This is a genomic window from Kribbella soli (genome assembly GCF_004331345.1).
Lineage (GTDB): Bacteria > Actinomycetota > Actinomycetes > Propionibacteriales > Kribbellaceae > Kribbella > Kribbella soli.
In genome coordinates, this window is the sequence record NZ_SJJZ01000001.1 from 2,131,550 (window position 1) to 2,150,630 (window position 19,081).

Sequence of the window (19,081 nt, forward strand, 5' to 3'; positions counted from 1 at the left end):
TGACCCGAGGGCGGCGGCAGCTGCCGTCGCCCTCGCTGTGGTCCACCGTCGGAGCCTGCCCCTGAGAGGTTCCGACGGCGCATTTCATGGAAGTAAGGAGGGGTGGCGGTCCCCGCCCGGACTGCCACCCCTTCATCCTTATCGACGCTCGAACCCTCCCGAGGGTTGCCTCACCCCAGAACTGTCCACATGTCGGACAACGACAGGAACCAGACCAGGTTCACGGCCAGCACTCCGGCCGTCGCGGCGACCGCGAACATCCACCCGAGACCGGCCCGCAGCGCCAGCACGGGCAGCGCCAGCGCCGTCGCCACGCCCCCGAGCTGTACGGCGAACAGCGCGCCACCGCTCTCCACGGCGCAACTCACCCCGGTCGGCGGGCACAGCGGCGCACCGAACTGACGCATCAGCGCGTACACGACGCCTGCCATCACGCCGACGAAGACCGCCTGCAGGGCGACCCTGCCGATCGTCCGGGCTTCCATGGGACCACGGTAAGTAGCCGACGGGTGCAGCGCCTGAGCAGAACTACTCAGCCGGACCAGCGGCCGGTGAAGAATGCGGCGGCCCAGATGGCGGCCAGCGGTATCGCCACGGCGAGGTACAGGCGGCCGATCCACGGTCTGCGTCTGGCCAGGACCGCGAGCCCGATCCACAGCGGCCACATGAGCAGGGTGGCCCGGGTGAGTGAGTAGATCCAGAACGACGTACAGAACGCTCCGATCGTGGCAGCGACCCAGGCTGCCTCACCCCAGGACCGGCGCCAGAACAGCCAGGCGAGCAGCACCAGTGCGACGAACAGCGTGATCAGCTCGGCCCGGAACATCCAGGTCCAGTCGCTGCGGTCAGCCGGGAAATGGCCCTTGCTCGCGGCCTCGAAAGTGTGCATCAGCGAGATCCACGGCCAGGTGAACTCCCGCGCCCAGCCCTTCTCCTGCGCGTCCTGCCAGGCGAACCAGGAGCCGTGGATCTGCTTCAGGTACGCCATGAAGCCGAGCACCGGTACGGCGGGCAGCGCCAGCCACGGCAGCGACAACCAGTCCCGCTTCTTCGAGGTGACGAACTCGACGAGCAGCGCGAAGATCAGGAAGATCCCGGACACCCGCACCGTGGACGCCAGCGCGACGAAGACGGCGGCGCGGGCCCAGCGTCCCTGCCGTGCGGCGAGCCAGGCGGGGAACGCGAAGGCGCAGAACAGCGCCTCGGTGTACCCCGCCGCGAGGAAGACCCCGACGGGAGCGCCGTACCAGATCATGGCGGCGTTCGGGCCGATGCCCTTCAGCTCCGGGAACTCGTACTGCGCCAGGCGCGCGAGGTACACGCCCGCCACGGCGCTGGCGACTGCCGACACGACGATGCCGGCGGCAACGTAGCCGATGCCGGTGTAGCTGACCAGCCGGACCAGCAACGGGAAGCCCGGGAAGAACGCGGCCAGCGGCGCACCGGACGGCTCACCGTTGTTGTAGCCGAACTCAGCGACCGCCTTCAGGTGCCAGACGTCCCACTGCAACCAGGCCTTCCACACGTTCGGGTAGTCGCTGCCCCGGTTGAACATGAGCGGCGCAGAGAGCGACAGCACGAACAGCGCCACCCGGGTAACCAGCCACCACCCGAGCACCTCCCGCCCCAGCGGCGTCGGCATCCACCGCTGCCAGCCAACCCTGTCGACCCGAGCCCGCCGAGCCCGCCCCGGCCTGGGCTCCCCGGCAGCCGAGCGCTCAAACACGCCACCACCGCCACAAACCACAGTCCGCCCGAGTCACACGCCCATCGTCCCTCATCCGGGTTCCAGCCGCCGGAGCCCCAGCGGGCGCCTTCGCTACTGGCCCCCGCCTGGTGACCTCGGTGTGTCGGTTGGTTGCGTCGGTTCACCGGTTGGCAGCGTCGGGATGACCGGGGTCGTCGTCGTGCGGGTCGGCTTGGTCTTCGTCGGGGTGTTCGTCGGCTTGGTCGGCGTCGACGGAGGCGGAGTGCTCGGCGGCGGCGTACTCGGCGGCGGAGTGCTGGGCGGTGGCGTGTTCACCGGCGTACTCGGCGGCGGGGTGAACGTCGGGGTCGACGTGTCCTTGATCTGGTCCTTGTCCGGATCGTTGAAGTTGGCCTCGGGCACGCCGTCGAGGGCCGGCTTCATGAACGCCAGCCAGGTCTTCAGCGGCCAGTTGCCACCGAAGAACGCCGGGTCGTCGCTGTACGGGTCGAGGTCCGATTCACCGGTCGAGCCGGCCCGGTACAGCACGGAGGTGGACTCCTGGGGCGTGTAGCCCGTCCACCACGAGGTCAGGGTCGCCGAGCCGTCCTTACAGCCGTCGCACGCCGCGTTCTCCTTGCGGTCCTCGACCGCGACACCACCGGCGGTGCCGGTCTTGCCGGCTACCGCGCGGTCCAGGTCCTTGGCGCCGGTGCCGGTGCCCTTCTTGACCACGTTCTGCAGGGCGTAGTTCACCAGGTTGGCGATCTCCGGCGTGAAGGCCTGCTTCTGCTGCTTCATCACGCTCGCGTCCGACCACAGCACCTTGCCGTCCGGGCCGCGGACTTCCTTGATCACGTGCAGCGGCGTGTACTTGCCCTCGGCAGCGAACGTCGCGTAGGCGTTCGCCATGTCGACCGGCGATGCGTACGCATCCGGGCCGAGCACCGTAGCCGGTGCACTCCTGTCCTTCTCCAGCGTCTTCGACGCCGGGATGCCGGCCGCCTCGGCAGCGTCGACGACCTTGGCCGGGCCGTCCTCCATGTCGTTGTCGACGAGGTCGTAGAAGGCGGTGTTGATCGACTGCTCGGTCGCCTTCATCAAGGTGACGTCGCCGTAGTCGGTGCTGAGCTCGTTGCCGAACTTCTGGCCCTGGACCGTGATCGGGCTGTCGCCTTGGTAGATGTTCCAGAGCGACTTCCCGTCCTGCAGCGCCGCGGCCAGCGCGAACGGCTTGAACGACGAACCCGGTCGCGCCTTGGTCGTTGCCCAGTTCAACTGGCTCTTGAGGAAGTCCGGCCCGCCGTACATCGCCAGCAACTGACCGGTGCCCGGTTGTACGGCGGCCATCCCGACGTGCAGGCCGTTCTTCTTCTCAGGCAGCTCGTTCTGTGCGGCTTTCAGCATTTTGTTCTGCTGCTGGTAGTTGAAGGTGGTGGTCACCTTCAGGCCGCCGCCGGTGATCTCGTCCTCGTCGAACCCGCGCTGCGCCAGCTCCTTACGGGCCATGTCGAGCAGGAAGCCGTTCGGCCCCTTGTAGCGGCTGCTCTTCTTCCTCATCTCCTTCAAGCTCGGCAAGCTGTTGGCGTACTGCTTCTCCTGGGCCTCGGTGATCGTGCCCATCTGCTGCATGCCGTCGAGGACGTACTTGTAGCGTTCGATGATCCGTTGTTTCGTCCGCGGATCAGAGTCGGTGACGTCGAAGAGCGACGGGTTGTTCAGCACCGTTGCGAGGAGGGCGGCCTGCTGGACGGACAGCTTCTTCGGGTCCGGTTGCTTGAAGTAGACATCGCCGGCGGCCGCGATGCCGTACGCGCCCTGGCCGAAGTAGATCGTGTTCAGGTAACCCTCGAGCGTCTTGCTCTTGTCCTGCTGACGGCCGAGCTTGGTGGCGATGAACAGTTCCTTGAGCTTGCGGGAGACCGTCCGCTCCTGCGTCAGGTACATGATCTTCACGTACTGCTGCGTGATCGTCGAACCACCCTGCAACTGCTCACCGCGAGCGATGTTCACCGCCGCCCGGACCATGCCGCTCGGCGAGATGCCCGGGTTGGTCCAGAACGTCCGGTCCTCTGCCGCGATCACCGAGTCCTGGACGTGCTTCGGGATCTGCGCGAGCGGCACCGTGTGCCGGTTCTGCTCGAAGAACGACCCGAGCGGATTCCGCTGGTCGGCAAACGTCACCGTCGTGGTGTTCGTCGCGAACTCCTTGTTCGGGTCCGGGATCTTGGTCGTCTGGTAGACGACGAAGAAGGCCGCGACCGAAGCGATGATGCCAAGGAAGAGAAGTGCGGCGAGCCAGCCGAGCACCCGGAGCGCCCAGTGCTTCTTGCGCCGGGGCGGCGGGGCGGCCTTCCTACGAGCTTCACTCACTGTGCAATCCTCGACGATCTCGCTGAAGTCATTGCCCCACAGACTACGGTGGGTGTGGTAACAGGCCCGAATCCGCTCCGGATGCTAGCAAGCCGGTCCAGCCGGGTCCAAAGTCGGTGAAAACGGTTACCCCGTGACGTGCGGTGCGAGCAATGTCACGGCGATCAGCGCGGCCGGGAAACAGGCCAGGAACATCGTGAACGTGTAGCCCATGATGTCGCGGGCCTTGAGGCCGAGGATGGCGAGCGTCGGCAGCATCCAGAACGGTTGCAGCAGGTTCGCGCTGGCCTCGCCGAGGTCGTACACGACGACCATCCAGCCCGCGTCGACCTTCAGTTCGTTGGCGGCCTGCAGCACGTACGGCGCCTCGATCACCCACTTGCTGCCGCCGCTCGGGACGAAGATGCCGAGGATGCACGAGTAGATCGCGACCAGCGGCGGGAACAGGAACTGGTTGCTCGCCTGCACCATCCACCCGGCGAGGCGCGCGGAGATCCCGGTGTAGGCGATCATCCCGAAGATCCCGCCGTACAAGGGGAATTGGAGCAGTACGCCGGCCACCGCGGGTGCACCGTCGCGCACCGCACGCGCCATCCGCCACGGCCGCCAGTGCAGGAGCATTGCCAGTAGGAACAGGATCAGGTTGACGGTGTTGAGGTCCAGCGCGTTGAAGAAGCTCTTCCCACTGAAGTAGCGGACCAGGTAGATCGCACCGAGCAGCACGATCAGCAGACTGAACAGGGGCGAGTGCTCGAGCCAGTCGCCCGGCCTGCGAGTCTCGCCCTGCTGGCCGTTGCCCTGCTTCCCGTTGCCCTGCTGTCCGTTGTACGGCGACCCGCGGCCGATGAGCGGTTTGAGTTCGATCCCGATCTGCTCCGCGGTCCGCGCGTTGCCCCCGCCCGGCGCGATGAACCACGCCATCCCGACACCGACGGCGTACACGATCAACGTCGCCACGATCGCCTGCCAGGTGAAGATCGTGTCGCTGAGCGGGATGAGGCCGCTGGCGTGACCGCCGGCCTTGATCACCTCCTGCACCGGCGCCGGGCTGCTGCTCGCGCTCGCCACCTGCAGCGCCGCCGAACCGGACAACCCCTGCGCCCACACGGTCCCGAGCCCGAGGAACGCCATCGCACCGAGCGCGCGGTAGTCCGCCTTCGGCACGTTGCGCGCCACCTCTCGCGCCAGGATCGCCGCGAAGATCAGGCTGAAGGCCCAGTTCAGGTACGACGCCAGCATCGCGACCGCGGCGACGAACGCGACCGCCGTCCGCGGACTCTTCGGGATCCGGGCCAGCCGGGTGATCAACCGCGCGATCGGTCTGCTCGTGGCGACGGCGTACCCGCCGATGATGATCATCGCCATCTGCAGGGTGAACGTGATCAGCGACCAGAACCCGATGCCCCAGGCATCGATCAAGCCGAAGCCCTTGGTCGCGGCCGGGTCGTCGGGGCGCTTCAGCAGCGGCTCGCCGGTGACGAGCCCGAACAGCAGCACCACGAACGTGCCGACCAGGACGAACCCGAACGCGTCCGGCAGCCATTTCTCGGTGAACGCGGTGAACCTCAGCGCCAGCCGGGCGAGTGCACCCTCGGCTTCCACGTCGGACCTGGCGTGCTTCCCATGAATGTCGGTCATTACCGTCCGCTCCCAGGCTACGACGCTGAGTGTCATTCGATTAACGCAGATCGGCGTCTGACGTAACTGGATTCCTGGGCGTGCCGCTCGACGGAGGTGACAAAGGTCGTGTTTGTCAAGAGTTGTCCACAGGCCACCGGTCTGCTTACAGTGGCGGGGCGATGTATCGAGCCGATACATCAGGTCATGACAAACTAGACCGAGGGAGGTGGCTCATGGGAAACCGCAGTGGGGTCCTGGAGCTCGCCGTACTCGGTCTGCTGCACGAAGCGCCGATGCACGGCTACGAGCTCCGCAAGCGCGTCAACGCCCAGTTCGGCTGGGGACGCGTGCTGTCGTTCGGTTCGCTGTACCCGTGTCTGAAGGCGATGCTCCGCAACGGGCTGATCACAGCCGACCCCGGTACGCCGGAGTCGGGTCGCAGGCCCAAGATCGTGTACACGATCACCGCCGACGGCAAGGACTACTTCGCGCACGCGATGCACGAAGCCGGCCCGTCGGCCTGGGAGGACGACACGTTCGGCGTCCGCTTCTCGTTCTTCGGCCGGACCGATCCGGCCACCCGGTTGCGCATCCTCGAGGGCCGCAGGGCCCGGATGGAGGAGCGGCTGGCCAACTTCCGGGCGGCGATGAGCCGGACGGCGGAGCGGGTCGACGCCTACACCCTCGAGCTGCAACGGCACGGCCTGGAGTCGGCCGAGCGCGAGGTCCGCTGGCTGAACGAGCTGATCGACGGCGAGCGGCGGCAACAGCGGCCCCCTGACCAGCACCACCCGCCTACTCAAGGAGATTCCAGATGACCTCGATTCGCGTAGCGATCGTCGGCGTCGGCAACTGCGCAAGCTCGCTCGTCCAGGGCGTGCACTACTACCGTGACGCCAAGCCCGAAGAGCGCGTCCCCGGTCTGATGCACGTCCAGTTCGGCGACTACCACGTCCGGGACGTGGAGTTCGTGGCCGCGTTCGACGTCGACGGCAAGAAGGTCGGCCTGGACCTCGCCGACGCGATCGGCGCCAGCGAGAACAACACGATCAAGATCTGCGACGTGCCGCCGAGCGGCGTCACCGTGCAGCGCGGTCACACGCTGGACGGTCTCGGCAAGTACTACCGCGAGACGATCACCGAGTCCGACGCGGCGCCGGTCGATGTCGTTCAGGCTCTGAAGGACGCGCAGGTCGACGTCCTGGTCTGCTACCTGCCGGTCGGTTCGGAGCAGGCGGCGAAGTTCTACGCCCAGTGCGCGATCGACGCGAAGGTCGCGTTCGTGAACGCCCTGCCGGTGTTCATCGCCGGTACCAAGGAGTGGGCCGACAAGTTCACCGAGGCGGGCGTGCCGATCGTCGGCGACGACATCAAGTCGCAGATCGGCGCCACCATCACCCACCGCGTGCTGGCCAAGCTGTTCGAGGACCGCGGCGTCACCGTCGACCGGACCTACCAGCTGAACGTTGGCGGCAACATGGACTTCAAGAACATGCTGGAGCGCGACCGGCTGGAGTCCAAGAAGATCAGCAAGACCCAGTCCGTCACGTCGCAGCTGGTCAACGACATCGACCCGCGCAACGTCCACATCGGCCCGTCGGACTACGTGGCCTGGCTGGACGACCGCAAGTGGGCGTTCATCCGGCTCGAGGGCCGCAACTTCGGCGACGTACCGCTGTCGCTGGAGTACAAGCTCGAGGTCTGGGACTCGCCGAACTCGGCCGGCATCATCATCGACGCGATCCGCGCGGTGAAGATCGCCAAGGACCGCGGCATCGGCGGCCCGATCCTGTCCGCGTCGTCGTACTTCATGAAGTCGCCGCCGGAGCAGTACGCCGACGACGTCTGCCGCGACCTGGTGGAGAAGTTCATCCGCGGCGAAGTCGAGCGCTGACCTAGGCAGTAGGAACCGCCCCGACACCCATCGCGGGTGTCGGGGCGGCGTGCCATCATGACGCCGGATGACCGAGATCCGTGAGTACCGCGACACCGATGCCGCCGACTGGCTGCGCTGCCGTCTGCTGAGCTTCTTCGGCACCGAGTACTACGACGACGTCGTGACGCAGCGGAAGACGTTCGAGAACCCGGCCCACCGGCTCGTGGCCGTCGACGACGACACGGTGGTCGGACTGATGGACGTCGAGATCTTCACGGATCGCGCCACGATCGACGTACTCGCCGTACATCCCGATCACCAGCGCCGCGGGCTGGCCACGCAGTTGCTCAAGGCAGTTCTTCCTCGGCTTCAGGTCGACGTACTGGACGCTTGGACGCGCGGGGATGCGTCGGCGAACCACTGGTACCAGCGGTCGGGGTTCACGGAGAACTTCCGGTATCTCCATGTCTACAAGTCCTGGCAGGACGACGCCTCTGGTTTCGAGACGCCTGAGGGTCTGGGCCAGCCGGTGACAGCGTTCATGCATGCACCGATCGCACTCGAGGCCGCGATGCGTGAGCAGTTCTCGCGCGTGCACGTCTGCAGGCAGTACGTTCGATCGCTGTGAACATGCAGCTGTACGTCGGTTGCGCGCAGTGGACTCATGCCGCGTGGCCGCAGCCTTCCCGGGACAAGCTGCGTTCGTACGCCTCGTGGTGCAACGCGGTGGAGAGCAACACCACCTTCTACGCAACGCCGTCCACCTCGACTGTGGCTTCCTGGGCCGCGCAGACGCCGCCCGATTTCCGGTTCGTCGTGAAGTTGCCGCAGGTCATCACCCATGAACGCCGGCTCAGCAACGTCGACGCCGAACTCCGCGCGTTCCTCGCCGCGATCGAGCCGCTCGGCCCGCGCAACCACGCGGTCTGGATCCAGCTCCCGGCCGCGTTCGCGCCGACCGATCTCGGCGCCCTCGCCGCTTTCCTGCATCAGGCACCCCGCGAACACCGGTACGCCGTGGAGGTCCGGCACCGCGACTTCTTCGACGATCCCCGCGCTGCGGGCAACCTCGAACGCGTGCTCGCGCGGGCGAACGCGGAGTGGATCCCGTTCGACACCGGCACGCTCTTCGCCCGCCGCCCGACCAGCTTGGCCGAGCGCGACGCCTGGATGAAGAAGCCGCGGGTCGCCCGCCGCACCCGTGCCCTGACCGGCCATCCGATCGTCCGCTACATCGGGCGCGACTCCGTGGCCGAGACCGTCGAAGGCTGGGCGTACCTCGTCGAACTGGTCGTCACCTGGCTGTCCGAGGGCCGCTCCCCGACGATCTTCCTGCACACCCCCGACAACGTCGAAGCCCTCGACCTCGCCCGCCGCTTCCACGCAACCGTCGCCGCAGCCGTCCCCACCCTCGCACCCCTCCCCGAGCCCCTCGAATCCGAGCCCCCAACGCTCTTCTAATCCCCCGACCAACCGCACGCACCGCACCCGGCGTGCACGGCCGTGCGATCTGCAGCTCGACATGTAGTGCACCGGCGAGACGCCGTACGCACGGACACGTTCACGCTCAGGTGCACTACCCGGCCATCCGACACATCCTGTCCAGCTGCAGATCACCAGGCCGGCGCCGCCCGCGCTGGGACCCGTCGACCACCCACACATCAGTTACAAGAGCCGGTTATCCACAGTTCCAAAGTGGCCTGCAGATTCGGGGGCTGATCTCCGTATGTTCTCCGCCGACTTCACGACTCGGGAGGACATCTCATGGAGCATTCGATCGGTACGCCGACCAACGCAACCGCGCACGCACCACTCGACCCGCCGACTGCCGCAGCGCAGGCACGAGCTGAGCGGCAGGCCCGCGCCGACTGGCTGATCACCGAACTCAGCCGGCTCGCGGCGCAGGCCGAGGACCCGCACGACCGAGTGCGGCTTCGCCGCACCGCCGACTCTCTCACCCGGCTCGCTCTCGCGTTCCGCCCGTGACGACGACAGCGGTGGGGCCGCACCCGACCTCGGTCCTCGAGCTGTTCGCGGTGAGCGGGGAGACAGCTCGCGCGCTCGCCGGCGCGGACCGCTCCGCCTGGAACGGTCACATCATCGAGTCGTCCAGCGCGATGCTCGGCCTCGCCCACTGGGACGGCACCCTCTACCTCGACCGCGAGTCGATCGTCGATCCGCTCCGCCACCTCTACGAACACGCAGGCGCGAGACGTCCGACTCCGACACTCATCGCCTACCGCGAGTCCCTGGCCACCCTGCTCCACGAGCATGCGCATTTCCTCGGCCCGGACGACGCCACCCAGGAAGCAGCCCGCGAAGCCTTCACAAAACTCGGCAGCCGCCAGCTCGAGGAAGGCGTCACCGAAGCCTGGGCCCAGGACCACCTCGACGACTTCATCCACCGACTGGGCATCGACAAGGTTGCCCCTGGCATCGATTCCGTCCGCTCCAACGGGTACTACGCGGCGTTCGTCCCCGCCATCCGCGAACTCACCAGCGATCTGGACACCCGCAACGGCTTCCCACCCGGCGAAACCCTCAGCCTCCTCAACCGCCAAACCGCCGCCGGCCAGTTTCCGGTGCTGGTCGACCTCGTCTACAACTCCACCCGTCTCCCCGACCTCGAATCACCCGGCACCGACACCCGATCCCGCCTGGAGTCGATCCTCCGCTCCGGCCTCGCCCACCTCGAAACCTACGAACTCTCTCCCACGGACCTGGCCACCACCAACTCCCTCGCTACTGCCCATCAGATCCAGGCCCACCTCCACCAAGAGACCCACACCGCAGAAGCCACCTACGCCTCCAGCTCCCTCCAGCCCGACCCTTGCGTCCTCCCACCACCCGTCCCACTCCGCTGCGCACCAACTCCCCACCAATCAGCCCTCTCCGGCGTAGCACCACCAACCGCCACTCCGCTCGCCCGCACCCAACTCCATCCCCCTCACGCCAACCTCCGCCCAACCCGCAGGTCCCCCGCCACATCCCAAGCCAGATGACCGATTCCAAGACTCGGAGGCCGCCTCATGACAACCCTGTCCACCTGCCGGCGATCAGAAGCGTGCCGCGGTCAGAGGGTGCGTCGGTGGGATGAAGGTCGCGTGATGGCCGCTGGGGGTGAGGGTGTGTCCCAGGCGTTTGGGGAAGCGTGGGAGGAGCCAGCGTTCTTCGGTTCGCGCGGTGGGAAAGGCGCGGGCGATCTTGGTTTCGACGGCGTCGAGATCACGCAGGGTGCGGAGCCAGAAGGTGACGGCCAGGTTGGCCCGGTTGACCACCGAGCAGCACATCCGGGTCTCCGGCATCAGGGCGAGGCCGGCGCCGACCATCTCCAGCTGATGATGCGGCACGCTGAACCACACCATCACCGACGCGTTGTAGCCGACGAGGTTGTGGGCGAAGTCGACCCGCGTGCGGGCCCAGGGCGCGTGCAGGATCTGCCCGATCGCACGGGTGACAGTGGCGACGCTCCGGCCGATCTCGTCGGCGATCGAGGTCGCGGATCGGCGGACGTCGCCCGCGAGAGCGTTGATGACGAGCTCGTGCAGACGGGTCGGTACCGCGGGTGCGTCGATACCGGTCGCGGGAAAGGCCTGCAGAGCCCTGACCTGACGTTCGCTGAGGATGCCGGGCCGCCAGCTCGTTCCTTCCTTGAAGAACGTGCGGGTGAAATGGGTCCGGGTCCGCTGTACGCCGGGATCCGCAGCCAGCTCCGTGGCGACGTAGGCGTCGACCTCGGCGACCGACGGACAGGACAAGGTCAGAATCAGGTCGGGCCCGCCGGACGTGCACTCGACGGTCAGCACCGACGGTGTCTTCGCGATACCGGCGATGACGCTCTCGCGGCTGCCGGCGGCGCAGTAGACCTCGACCAGCGCGAGGACGCCGGTCAACGGGTGCACCGCGGAGTCGAGGCGGCCGTCCGGGCGGTCCGGTTCGCCCGGGCTCACCGCGAAGCACGAGCTCCAGACCAGGCCGGTGTCGGCGAGCCGGCTCCAGCGGCGCGACAGCGTCGACGCGTCACCGCCGACGATCGCCTCGAGCTGGGACCAGCTCGCGCGCGGGCGGTGCTGCAGGGCGTTAACCAGCAGGAAATCTACGTCGTCCACAACTCAAAATCTCTGCATGCGTCACGGCGGTCACGCAAGTTCCCTGCGATGTCATGACAAGGATTTGATCGATTACGCGGAGGGAGGAGCATCCTGAGTGCGCGGATGACAGTATCCAATGTCCAGAGCCAGAAATTCCGGTTCCGGACAGTGAGTTCTTCGACGCCCCACGGAGGATCGCTTGTCAGTTACGCCCCCTGTCACTGCGTCTACCCTGCTCCGGGTCGACGGCTTGCGGACCGAGTTCACGACCGACCAGGGTCCGGTCACGCCGGTGGACGGAGTCGGTTTCACCGTGGCGGCCGGGGAGACGTTGTGCCTGGTCGGCGAGTCCGGCAGCGGGAAGTCGGTCTCCGCGCTGTCGATCATGGGGCTGCTGGCCGGGAACGGCCGGGTCACCGAGGGCTCCGTGATGTTCGAGGGTCAGGATCTCGCCGGGCTGCCGGAGCCGGAGTTGCGTCGGATCCGCGGGCACGCGATCGCGATGATCTTCCAGGAGCCGATGACGTCGTTGAACCCGGTGCTGACCATCGGCGACCAGTTGGCCGAGACGATGATCCTGCATCTCGGGCTGACCAAGGCGGAGGCCCGCCAACGGGCGATCGAGCTGCTGGAGAAGGTCGGCATCCCGCGGGCGGGCGCGGTCGTCGACGACCATCCGCACCGGCTGTCCGGGGGTATGCGGCAGCGGGTGATGATCGCTATGGCGCTGAGCTGCCGGCCCAAGCTGATCATCGCGGACGAGCCGACGACGGCGCTGGACGTGACGATCCAGGCGCAGATCCTGCGGTTGATGCGGGAGCTGAGCGCGGAGACCGGCACGGCGACGATCTTCATCACCCACGACCTCGGCGTGGTCGCGGAGATGGCCGACCGGGTCGCGGTGATGTACGCCGGGCAGGTCGTCGAGGAGACCGACGTCTACACCCTGTTCGACCAGCCGAAGCACCCATACACGGTCGCCCTGCTGAAGTCGATCCCGCACATCACCACCCCGGCCGGGGATCGGCTCACCCCGATCTCCGGTTCCGTCCCGAGCCTGCTGCACCTACCGACCGGCTGCCGCTTCCGGGAGCGATGTCCACACGCGATGGACCGGTGTGCGACGGAGCTGCCGGAGCTCCGCCCGCTCGGCGGCGGCGTCGGCGAGGGCGAGCACTCGGTCCGCTGCTGGCTGTACGACGAAACCGGAACGGCGGTCCCGGCATGACGGCCGTGGAAGACGTCGGCCCCTTGCTGCAGGTGCGGGATCTCCGGCGGTACTACCCGATCCGCAAGGGTGTCATCGCCCGGACGGTCGGGCAGGTGCGCGCCGTCGACGGCGTGAGCTTCGACGTGTACCCGGGTGAAACGGTGGGCATCGTCGGCGAGTCCGGGTGCGGGAAGTCCACCACCGGACGTGCCGTCGTCCGGCTGGAGGCGCCGACCGCGGGCTCGGTGCTGTTCGACGGGACCGACATCGCGACGCTGTCGCCCGCGAGGATGCGGCGGTTGCGGACCGAGCTGCAGATGGTGTTCCAGGACCCGTACTCGTCGCTGAATCCGCAGATCCGGATCGGCGATCTGCTGGCCGAGCCGTTGATCGCGCACAAGCGTCTCGATCGCGCCGGCGCGCGGGCCAAGGCCGCCGAGATGCTGGCCACCGTCGGGCTCCCGAAGCTGTCCCTGGACCGCTACCCGCACGAGCTCTCCGGCGGGATGCGGCAACGGGTCGGCATCGCGCGGGCGCTGATGCTCGAACCCAGGCTGATCGTCTGCGACGAGCCGGTGTCCGCGCTCGACGTCTCGATCCAGGCCCAGGTCCTGAACCTGCTCAAGGACCTGCAGGGCGAGTTCGGCCTGACCTACGTGTTCATCAGCCACGGCCTCGGTGCGATCAAATACATCAGCGACCGGATCGTGGTGATGTACCTCGGCAAGGTGATGGAGACCGCGACCACCGCGGAGATCTTCGCCCGGCCGAGGCATCCGTACACCGAGATCCTGCTCGACGCCTACCCCGAACCCGACCCGCGGCTGCGCGACCGGGAACGGATCATCGTCGAAGGCGACGTACCGAGCCCGGCGAATCCTCCGCCCGGCTGCGTGTTCCATACCCGCTGCCCGTACGCACAGGACATCTGCCGGGCCGAGGCTCCGCCCCTGAACGCCGCGGGAGGTGCCAGGCATCAGGTGGCCTGTCACTTCCCGCTGGCCCAGGAGGCGAGCTGATGGTCTCCTACCTCATCCGGCGGATCCTGATCGGCATCCCGGTCCTGCTCGGCGTGACGCTGATCAACTTCCTGATCATCAACCTCGCGCCCGGCAGCCCGGCCGACCTGTACCTCTCCCCGACCGCGACCCCCGAGGACGTCGCCCGTACCGAGGCCGCGCTCGGGCTGGACAAGCCCGTCTTCGTCCAATACCTCAACTGGCTCACCCAACTGCTGCACGGCAACCTCGGCGTCTCGTTCCAGAACCGCGAGCCGGTCACCCAGCTGATCGCCGACCGGATCGGCCCGACCCTGCTGTTGATGGGTACGTCGCTCGTCGTCGCCTACCTGGTCGCGATCCCGATCGGGATCTTCGCGGCCCGGCGGCGCAACACGGCCGCCGATTACGGGGTCGTGGGGGCGTCGTTCCTCGGCATCTCGGTGCCGCACTTCTTCCTCGGCCTGGCGATGATCTACGTCTTCGCGCTCACCCTGGGCTGGTTCCCCACCGGCGGCATGGTGACCCTGGGACGCGGGGGCGGGTTCGCCGACCGGGTCTCGCATCTCGTGCTGCCGGTCGTCGTGCTCGCCACCGCGGTCGCGGCCGGCATGGTCCGGTACGTCCGGTCGAGCATGATCGACGCCTTCGGCCAGGACTACATCCGGACCGCGAAGGCGAAGGGTCTCGGCGCATCGGTCATCACCAACAAACATGCCTTGCGCAACGCACTGATCCCGGTCGTGACGGTGATCGGTGTCGATCTGTCCGCGCTGATCGGGGGCGCGATCGTGACCGAGCAGATCTTCCAGTGGCCCGGGATCGGACTGCTGACCATTCAGTCGATCGGTGCCCGCGACTACGCCGTACTGATGGGCATCAACCTGATTGCGGCGATCGCCGTGTTCACCGCCAACCTGCTCACCGACATCGCCTACGCGGTGGTGGACCCGAGGGTTGCCTATGCATAAGCGGCTCGAGCCCGAGACCGGCCAGTCGTCCACCCGGCTGATGATCCGGCGGTTCCGGCGGCACCGCTTGGCGGTCGCCGGGCTGGTGGTCGTCGTCCTGATGGTGCTGATGGCCGCGCTGGCGCCGCTCCTGGCGCCGCACGACCCGAACCGGATCTTCGACAAGTTCGAGTCGTCGCCGTCGGGCGAGCATCTGCTCGGCACCGACTCGGTCGGGCGGGACGTGCTCAGCCGGCTGATCTACGGCGCCCGGGTGTCGATGAGCGTCGGCGTCGGGGCAGTCGTCGTGTACGTCGTGATCGGCATCCTGCTCGGTCTGCTCGCCGGGTACTACGGCGGCTGGGTGGACCAGGTGATCATGCGGATCACCGACGTGTTCATGTCGTTCCCGTACTTCATGGTGATCCTGATCCTGGTCAGCGTGCTCGGGCCGAGCCTGCTCACCATCATCGTGGTGATCGGTGCGCTGGCCTGGCCGATGATCGGCCGGCTGGTCCGCGGCAGCGTGCTCTCGATCAAGGGCAGCGACTACGTCCAGGCCGCGGTCGCGCTGGGGTACCGCACGCCGCGGATCCTGTTCCGGCACATCCTGCCGAACGCGTTGTCCCCGATCGTCGTGAACGCGACGTTCGGCGTCGCACAGGCGATCATCCTCGAGTCCGGGCTGAGTTTCCTCGGGATGGGCGTCCGCCCGCCGGCGGCCAGCTGGGGCAACATGCTCAGCGAGGCGCAGTCGATCACCGTGCTGTCCAGCCAGCCGTGGATCTGGATCCCGCCGGGCCTGATGATCCTGCTCGCCGTGCTCGCGATCAACTTCGTCGGCGACGGCCTGCGCGACTCCATGGAGTCCCGATCCGAGACCTGAACCCATCCTTGTCGAGAAGGGACCCGCTATGTCTGCACGGACCACCTACCGGCTCGGCGCCGGACTGGCTGCCATCGGCCTGTTGCTGATACCGACCGCGTGCACGGGAAATGCCGGCAGCGGCGGGGGCGGCGGTGACACGCTGTACGTCGGCACGGTGAACCCGCCGGCCAGCTTCAACCCGATCAACCAGTCCGACGTCGGCGGCCAGTTCGCCGTACGGTTCGCGATGGACACGCTGCTGGACCAGCCGGAGCCGCTGAAGTTCGTGCCGAAGCTGGCCGAGTCGATGGAGAGCAAGGACAACAAGACCTTCACGGTGAAGTTGCACGCCGGCGCCAAGTGGAGCGACGGGCAGCCGATCACCGCGAAGGACGTGGTCTACACGATCAACCTGATCGCCAACCGGGACTCGCTCACCACGCTCGGCGGGAACGTCACCGCGCTCACCGGGGTCGATGCCACCGGCAAGCTTCCGAAGGGACAGACCGCCGTACCAGGGCTGACCGCGCCGGACGACACCACGGTCGTGTTCACCACGAAGACCCCGGTGGACCCGAACTACGTCAAGGAAATGATCGGCACCAAGGTGGTGATCATGCCCGAGCACGTGCTGGCGAAGACCACGCCGGCGCAGATCGACGACAGCAAGTTCGTGCAACTTCCCGACGTCACGAGCGGACCGTACAAGTTCACGAAGTACACCCAGAACGCCAGCATCGAGTACGCCGCCAACCCGGACTACTACGGCGGTGCGCCGAAGATCGCCAAGCTGATCATGAAGATCATGCCGGCCTCGAACCTGGCCGGTGAGCTGCAGACCGGGTCGATCATGATGAACTCCGGCGGCGGGATCGGGAACATCCCGTTCCAGGACCTGAAGACGGTCCAGGCGTTCAAGGACGTCAACACCAAGGTCAACCCGACGATCGGGTTCCAGACGATCCAGTTCAACGTGAAGACGTTCGCGGACCCGCGGCTGCGGGCGGGACTCGCGCACGCGATCAACCGCAAGCAGATCGTCGACGAGCTGCTGCTCGGCAACGGCGAGGTGATCGACGGCCCGTACACCAGCCAGAGCCCGTTCCTGGACAAGAACCTGAAGACCCTCAGCTACGACCCGGTACTGGCCAAGAAGCTGCTCACCGAGGCGGGCTGGGACTTCAGCCGGAAGATCAACTTCGTCGTACCGACCGGGAACAAGATCCGGGAGCGGTCGGCCGACATCCTGCTGCAGAACTTCAAGGCGATCGGCCTGAATGTCGTCCAGACCAACTACGACTTCCCGACCACCCTGGCCAAGGCGCGAGCGAAGGACCATGACATGGTGCTGATGGGTCTGACCTTCAACATCGACCCGGACGTGTCGAACATGTACTCGTCAACCGGTTCCTTCAACCTGACCGGGTACAACTCGCCGGAGAGCGACAAGCTGCTGCTGGCCGGCAAGTCCGAGGCGAAGCCGGAGGCCCGGCACCGGATCTACAACCAGTTGCAGGCGCTGTGGCAGGCTGACATGCCGGTCCTGACGCTGTACTCAGACCACGCCGTCGCCGCGACCAGCAAGTCCGTGGCGGTGGGCGGGGCGACCGCGTTCTGGCCGGGGACCGTGGCCAACGTCGGCCAATGGGCATTCGAAGGAGCGAACTGATGAGTCTCGTCGAGGAATCCACCGCGATCGCGCCCGGGCTGATCGAGCTGCGACGGGAGCTGCACCAGGTTCCTGAGGTCGGCCTCGACCTGCCGAAGACTCAGGCCCTGGTGCTCGACGCGGTGGCCGGGTTGCCGTTGGAGATCAGCACCGGCAAGGAGCTGACCTCCGTCGTCGGTGTGCTGCGCGGCGGTCGGCCCGGGCCGACGGTGCTGCTGCGGGGTGACATGGATGCGTTGCCGGTGGTGGAGGAGACCGGACTCGCGTACGCATCCGAGAACGGGAACATGCACGCCTGCGGCCACGACCTGCACACCACGGGACTCGTGGGAGCGGCGCAGCTGCTGAGTGCGCATCGCGAGGAGCTGAACGGGAACGTGATCTTCATGTTCCAGCCAGGCGAGGAAGGCCTCGGCGGTGCCGGGTACATGATCCGGGAGGGCCTGCTCGACGCCGCGGGCGACAAGCCGATCGCGGCGTACGCGTTGCACGTCTGGTCGCAGGCGGCGAAGGGGACGTTCCAGCTGCGTCCGGGCACGATCATGGCCAGTTCGAACCAATTGCACATCACGGTGCACGGCAAGGGCGGCCACGGGTCGTCGCCGGACCGGACGATCGACCCGGTGCCGGTGGTGGCGGAGCTGGTGCTCGCGCTGCAGACGTACGCGACGCGGCGGGTGAACGTGTTCGACCCGGTGGTGATCACGGTGACGCAGCTCGAGGCGGGCGTCGCGATCAACGTCATCCCGAACACGGCCCGCCTCGGCGCGACCGTGCGGACGCTGTCGGACGCGATGCTGGAGCAACTGACGCGCGAGCTGCCGGCACTGGCAGAGCGGATCGCGGCGGCGCACGGATGTACGGTCGACGCGCGGCTCGACCCGCAGTACCCGGTGACGGTGAACGACGCCGAGCGTACGGCGGAGACCGCGAGCATCCTCACCGACCTGTTCGGTGCGGAGCGGGTGCAGCAACTGGACAACCCGTTGATGGGCGCCGAGGACTTCTCGATGGTGCTGCGCGAGGTGCCGGGCACGTTCGTGATGGTCGGAGCCCGGCCGGACGACGTCTCCGAGGAGGAGGCCCCGTCGAACCATTCGAGCCTCGTCCGGTTCGACGACGCGGTCCTAGGCGACCAGGCGGCCGCCCTGGCCCAGCTGGCGGCCAAGCACCTGATCAGCTAGGCGGACCCGCCAGGTGCGAGTTGACCCGGTTGAGGAGCGCGAACAGCTGGTCGCGCTCCTCGCGGGTCAGCGGCGCCGTGATGTGGGCGTTCACGCCGGCGAGCACCTGATCCAGTTCGGCGAGCCGCCGTACGCCGGTGTCCGTGATCGTGATGACGTTGCGGCGCTTGTCGGACGGGTCCGGCGTACGACGGATCCAGCCGCCGTCCGCGAGCTCGTTCAGGACTGCGACGAGATCGCTCTTGTAGACGCGGGCGCGGCCGGCGAGTGCCGACTGGCTCGCCGGGCCGAACTCGGCGAGCGCGGCGAGCACCACGAAGTGGTCCTTGTGCGCGCCGACTGACCGGAGTGCGTCGCCGGAGGCGCGGGCGGTCTGGGCCGCCGTCAGCCCGACCAGGCGTGACAGCTGCGCCTTGATGCGCTCGGGCGTCTCCGCGCCACGGTCGAAACGCAGTTCCTCGCCGTCCTCCATGGCGTCAGCATACGCCGCTTGCGTTAGTCGGACTAACGATCTATATTCATTGGTAGAGCCAACGTTAGTCCAACTAACAATTC

The 19,081-nt window shown here is 67.3% G+C and carries 18 protein-coding genes; 12 read left to right on the forward strand and 6 right to left on the reverse strand.

Features of this window, described 5'->3' with window-relative positions:
* Window positions 1-170 precede the first annotated feature (170 nt).
* From E0H45_RS10705 to E0H45_RS10720, 4 genes are all read right to left on the reverse strand, one after another.
* Window positions 171-485, reverse strand: coding sequence for a hypothetical protein (locus E0H45_RS10705; protein WP_131336584.1), 315 nt, complete (start codon window positions 483-485; stop codon window positions 171-173).
* Between the two features lie 47 nt (window positions 486-532).
* Window positions 533-1,642 (reverse strand): mannosyltransferase family protein, encoded by a 1,110-nt coding sequence (locus E0H45_RS10710; protein WP_131336586.1) that lies wholly within the window; start codon window positions 1,640-1,642, stop codon window positions 533-535.
* Between the two features lie 177 nt (window positions 1,643-1,819).
* Window positions 1,820-4,060 (reverse strand): transglycosylase domain-containing protein, encoded by a 2,241-nt coding sequence (locus E0H45_RS10715; RefSeq protein ID WP_131336588.1) that lies wholly within the window; start codon window positions 4,058-4,060, stop codon window positions 1,820-1,822.
* Between the two features lie 126 nt (window positions 4,061-4,186).
* Window positions 4,187-5,698, reverse strand: coding sequence for a short-chain fatty acid transporter (locus E0H45_RS10720; protein WP_131336590.1), 1,512 nt, complete (start codon window positions 5,696-5,698; stop codon window positions 4,187-4,189).
* Between the two features lie 215 nt (window positions 5,699-5,913).
* On the opposite strand from E0H45_RS10720, the gene E0H45_RS10725 reads away from it, so the two are divergent.
* From E0H45_RS10725 to E0H45_RS10750, 6 genes are all read left to right on the forward strand, one after another.
* On the forward strand, window positions 5,914-6,498 hold the full coding sequence (locus E0H45_RS10725; RefSeq protein ID WP_131284360.1) for a PadR family transcriptional regulator: 585 nt from the start codon (window positions 5,914-5,916) through the stop codon (window positions 6,496-6,498).
* On the forward strand, window positions 6,495-7,574 hold the full coding sequence (locus tag E0H45_RS10730; protein WP_131336592.1) for an inositol-3-phosphate synthase: 1,080 nt from the start codon (window positions 6,495-6,497) through the stop codon (window positions 7,572-7,574). The genes E0H45_RS10725 and E0H45_RS10730 overlap by 4 nt, the downstream gene beginning before the upstream one ends.
* A 67-nt stretch (window positions 7,575-7,641) precedes the next feature.
* Window positions 7,642-8,184, forward strand: a complete 543-nt coding sequence (locus E0H45_RS10735) for a GNAT family N-acetyltransferase (RefSeq protein WP_131336594.1) — start codon at window positions 7,642-7,644, stop codon at window positions 8,182-8,184.
* 2 nt (window positions 8,185-8,186) lie between these two features.
* Window positions 8,187-9,017, forward strand: a complete 831-nt coding sequence (locus E0H45_RS10740) for a DUF72 domain-containing protein (protein ID WP_131337742.1) — start codon at window positions 8,187-8,189, stop codon at window positions 9,015-9,017.
* A 303-nt stretch (window positions 9,018-9,320) separates the two neighbouring features.
* Window positions 9,321-9,542: a hypothetical protein gene (locus tag E0H45_RS10745; RefSeq protein ID WP_131336596.1), complete on the forward strand. Its 222-nt coding sequence runs from the start codon at window positions 9,321-9,323 to the stop codon at window positions 9,540-9,542.
* Window positions 9,539-10,558, forward strand: coding sequence for a hypothetical protein (locus tag E0H45_RS10750; protein WP_131336598.1), 1,020 nt, complete (start codon window positions 9,539-9,541; stop codon window positions 10,556-10,558). The genes E0H45_RS10745 and E0H45_RS10750 overlap by 4 nt, the downstream gene beginning before the upstream one ends.
* Window positions 10,559-10,612: 54 nt before the next feature.
* Here the strand turns inward: E0H45_RS10750 and E0H45_RS10755 are convergent, their stop codons facing one another.
* A complete protein-coding gene (locus E0H45_RS10755) occupies window positions 10,613-11,665 on the reverse strand; it encodes an Lrp/AsnC family transcriptional regulator (protein WP_131336599.1) in 1,053 nt (350 codons plus the stop codon).
* Between the two features lie 232 nt (window positions 11,666-11,897).
* Between E0H45_RS10755 and E0H45_RS10760 the strand changes: the two genes are divergently transcribed.
* Genes E0H45_RS10760 through E0H45_RS10785 form a run of 6 tightly spaced genes read left to right on the forward strand, consistent with a single transcriptional unit; the run spans window position 11,898 to window position 18,526 of the window.
* The gene (locus tag E0H45_RS10760; RefSeq protein WP_238154898.1) at window positions 11,898-12,875 is read left to right on the forward strand and encodes an ABC transporter ATP-binding protein; all 978 of its coding nucleotides are present in this window, start codon (window positions 11,898-11,900) and stop codon (window positions 12,873-12,875) included.
* Window positions 12,872-13,876 carry an ABC transporter ATP-binding protein gene (locus E0H45_RS10765; RefSeq protein ID WP_131336602.1) on the forward strand — a complete coding sequence of 335 codons (1,005 nt, stop codon included), beginning with the start codon at window positions 12,872-12,874 and terminating at the stop codon, window positions 13,874-13,876. The genes E0H45_RS10760 and E0H45_RS10765 overlap by 4 nt, the downstream gene beginning before the upstream one ends.
* A complete protein-coding gene (locus E0H45_RS10770) occupies window positions 13,876-14,826 on the forward strand; it encodes an ABC transporter permease (RefSeq protein ID WP_131336604.1) in 951 nt (316 codons plus the stop codon). Before E0H45_RS10765 ends, E0H45_RS10770 begins: the two co-directional genes overlap by 1 nt.
* Window positions 14,819-15,691, forward strand: a complete 873-nt coding sequence (gene opp4C, locus E0H45_RS10775; protein WP_131336606.1) for an oligopeptide ABC transporter permease — start codon at window positions 14,819-14,821, stop codon at window positions 15,689-15,691. Before E0H45_RS10770 ends, opp4C begins: the two co-directional genes overlap by 8 nt.
* Before the next feature lie 28 nt (window positions 15,692-15,719).
* The gene (locus tag E0H45_RS10780) at window positions 15,720-17,342 is read left to right on the forward strand and encodes an ABC transporter substrate-binding protein (RefSeq protein WP_131336608.1); all 1,623 of its coding nucleotides are present in this window, start codon (window positions 15,720-15,722) and stop codon (window positions 17,340-17,342) included.
* The gene (locus tag E0H45_RS10785; protein WP_131336610.1) at window positions 17,342-18,526 is read left to right on the forward strand and encodes a M20 metallopeptidase family protein; all 1,185 of its coding nucleotides are present in this window, start codon (window positions 17,342-17,344) and stop codon (window positions 18,524-18,526) included. The genes E0H45_RS10780 and E0H45_RS10785 overlap by 1 nt, the downstream gene beginning before the upstream one ends.
* Here E0H45_RS10785 and E0H45_RS10790 read toward each other — a convergent pair.
* On the reverse strand, window positions 18,519-18,998 hold the full coding sequence (locus tag E0H45_RS10790; protein ID WP_131336612.1) for a MarR family winged helix-turn-helix transcriptional regulator: 480 nt from the start codon (window positions 18,996-18,998) through the stop codon (window positions 18,519-18,521). The two genes, E0H45_RS10785 and E0H45_RS10790, sit on opposite strands and share 8 nt — an antisense overlap.
* Window positions 18,999-19,081: the final 83 nt, after the last annotated feature.

Bases quoted from the DNA above. Each gene is read 5' to 3' on its own strand.
- E0H45_RS10705 (WP_131336584.1), bottom strand. From the start codon at position 485: ATGGAAGCCCGGACGATCGGCAGGGTCGCCCTGCAGGCGGTCTTCGTC.
- E0H45_RS10710 (WP_131336586.1), bottom strand. From the start codon at position 1,642: ATGCCGACGCCGCTGGGGCGGGAGGTGCTCGGGTGGTGGCTGGTTACC.
- E0H45_RS10720 (WP_131336590.1), bottom strand. From the start codon at position 5,698: ATGACCGACATTCATGGGAAGCACGCCAGGTCCGACGTGGAAGCCGAG.
- E0H45_RS10725 (WP_131284360.1), top strand. From the start codon at position 5,914: ATGGGAAACCGCAGTGGGGTCCTGGAGCTCGCCGTACTCGGTCTGCTG.
- E0H45_RS10730 (WP_131336592.1), top strand. From the start codon at position 6,495: ATGACCTCGATTCGCGTAGCGATCGTCGGCGTCGGCAACTGCGCAAGC.
- E0H45_RS10735 (WP_131336594.1), top strand. From the start codon at position 7,642: ATGACCGAGATCCGTGAGTACCGCGACACCGATGCCGCCGACTGGCTG.
- E0H45_RS10740 (WP_131337742.1), top strand. From the start codon at position 8,187: ATGCAGCTGTACGTCGGTTGCGCGCAGTGGACTCATGCCGCGTGGCCG.
- E0H45_RS10745 (WP_131336596.1), top strand. From the start codon at position 9,321: ATGGAGCATTCGATCGGTACGCCGACCAACGCAACCGCGCACGCACCA.
- E0H45_RS10765 (WP_131336602.1), top strand. From the start codon at position 12,872: ATGACGGCCGTGGAAGACGTCGGCCCCTTGCTGCAGGTGCGGGATCTC.
- E0H45_RS10770 (WP_131336604.1), top strand. From the start codon at position 13,876: ATGGTCTCCTACCTCATCCGGCGGATCCTGATCGGCATCCCGGTCCTG.
- opp4C (WP_131336606.1), top strand. From the start codon at position 14,819: ATGCATAAGCGGCTCGAGCCCGAGACCGGCCAGTCGTCCACCCGGCTG.
- E0H45_RS10780 (WP_131336608.1), top strand. From the start codon at position 15,720: ATGTCTGCACGGACCACCTACCGGCTCGGCGCCGGACTGGCTGCCATC.
- E0H45_RS10785 (WP_131336610.1), top strand. From the start codon at position 17,342: ATGAGTCTCGTCGAGGAATCCACCGCGATCGCGCCCGGGCTGATCGAG.
- E0H45_RS10790 (WP_131336612.1), bottom strand. From the start codon at position 18,998: ATGGAGGACGGCGAGGAACTGCGTTTCGACCGTGGCGCGGAGACGCCC.